At 45.9% G+C, this 2,222-nt stretch carries 2 protein-coding genes; both read right to left on the reverse strand.

What is annotated here, in order from left to right; all coding sequences use genetic code 11:
• The coding region (locus VBE63_RS27745) for a hypothetical protein (protein WP_323686219.1) at positions 1 to 431 on the reverse strand (431 nt) is incomplete at its 3' end.
• Positions 432 to 1,390: 959 nt separating this feature from the next.
• A partial coding sequence (locus VBE63_RS27750) for a Ty1/Copia family ribonuclease HI (protein ID WP_323686220.1) occupies positions 1,391 to 2,222 on the reverse strand: 832 nt, incomplete at its 5' end.

The raw sequence follows: 2,222 nt of genomic DNA on the forward strand, positions 1-2,222 counted from the left end.
AAATACAAACAGCAAGAATCAAATACCTGTTGAAGAGTAACTTGATGCCAAAGCTTGAATAGATCTCCGACTTCTTCCACCGATTGAACGTCCACATTGGTTTGAGCATCTCGTTTGATAACGCGATGAACAATCGTGAAAACATTGTCGGCGAAGTGAGAACGCATCCAACTTGCGAGGTAAAGAGAAGCTTCCGACCAATTGGAAACAGTAGTAAAGAAGTTCGTTTTCTCGCCCATCTCACTTGGCTTGTAGGAGCTGACAAGGAGGTTGGACGACAAAGGAACTTTGATGAGTTTCTTGATGAAGGCGTCACGAAACTTGACGAGACCCTCATTCTTGAGACTTTCGCGAATGGCGCGAGTGTAACCGGCCGAAGTAGCTTTAGGAGCAGCTTGGGCCAAATCGAACTTAACGTCGGTGCTTGACATGATGATGAGATTGAAAAGGCAAACAACAGAACGGCGTTAATAGAGATGTACTTGACAGGATTCAACGGAGCGACCGTCAGCGACTGTAAAGTAATGAAGATTTGAAAGAATTAGAACGAGGTTCTAATTGATGTATCGATTGAATATCCTTGACGTCTCAAGGAAGAATAGACGATTGAATTGATAAGGTGTTGTTGATTCGGGATCAACAAACAGAGACAAAGGCTTGAAAGCGAGAGATGATAAAGCTCGGGTGCTCCAAAGGTTGATCAGACCAAAAGAGTGAGACCGAGTAGAAGAATGAATTCGAAGACGGCGAAGTCCGCATACTTGAAATGACCGAAACCCATTGGGTAGAATGACCAAGATCAATGTACTTAAGGCATGTCTTCGTTTTAGTGACTCTTATAGATGCGAGCATCCGAAATACATAGGCGTTGAGACATGAGAGATGGTCTCATGTGTGAATGAAATAAGACCAATATGACTGTCTATTCGTACAATTTCCCAGATACGAGAAACAAACGGTTAGAATAGGCACGACTAATAACATTCTTGCATAGGAATCGTGTGATTTAGACTGTGTTCCACACGGTTTGGGCTCATAACCTGTCTTGTTATATGAAGCCGTGCGAACTCCCATGCGAATTCCCCCAATAGGACCACCATTGAGGTGCGCCAAGGGATTCGTCTGGGTGTATTATTTGGGTAGTAAGTAGGCTTGACGAAAGTATTGTTGTGAAAATTATAAAGGATTACGAAACTAGATTGAATATAAACTGGGTCTGAACCAGGTCGTTGCAGACCGTGATAATGACTCCTGAGTCACTAGTGACTGACAGTAGCCGAGAGTGGATACACATATAAGAATCAGGATACTCCGACTGAGATATCCTTGTTTCACGACACTCGCCCTCACTCGAGAGCGACTGTCATGTCCGTTTTGAGCCCAAGAGGCCCTACCAACCGCAAACCGCCAATCGGTTCACTCGAAAAGCGTCACGCGCCAGAGCTTTCGTAAGAAAGTCCGCCTTGTTCAGCTTAGACCGAACGTCTTCTAGAACTATCCCCTTTCCATTATTTCTGCCGATATGCGACCGAAACCAATGGTACTTGACGGCAAGGGACTTGGAACGAGGAGTGAGACGAGGAGGATCGGTCTCTGCCAGGATCTTGGCAGCTCGATTGTCTTCAAAGACGGTACTCAGAGTGGAAACTCGGTCACCATAAGCCATGTTGAACTTCGCGCAAATATCAAATAGAAGAGCGCGAGCATGAATGAGGCTTCTCATAGCGGTAGACAGAGCAATATACTCCGATTCCATCGTCGAAAGAGCGATACAGTCTTGAATCTTGGATTTCCAAAGAATCGGTACGCCAGCGAAAGTAAGGAGAAATCCTGTCCGCGATTTGACAGCAGACGGGTCTTCGGGATCAGCTGGGTTCCAATTGCCAGCGAAATCGGCATCGACATGGCAATCCAGATCTAGGTTCATGAGGTCGGGCTTGATAATCATGCCCTCATCCGAGGTTCCTTTGAGATAGCGCGCAATTCGTTTGACTGCTGCACCATGAGGTTCCTTCGGGTCGATACAATAGCGGGCACATGCGTTGATAGAGTACGCACAGTCCGGTCTTGTGTTATTGCCGAGATACTGAAGCATTCCGAGAGCGGACCGATAATTGAAGGATCGATCAAATGGCTTCGAGTCCTTGAAACGAAATAAAGGTCCCATTGCTGGAGTATCAGAGGCATTTCCATCGGCTAATCCCACAGTATCGATTAGGGAT

The sequence above is a fragment of the Lamprobacter sp. genome, from assembly GCF_034860625.1.
GTDB lineage: Bacteria > Pseudomonadota > Gammaproteobacteria > Chromatiales > Chromatiaceae > Lamprobacter.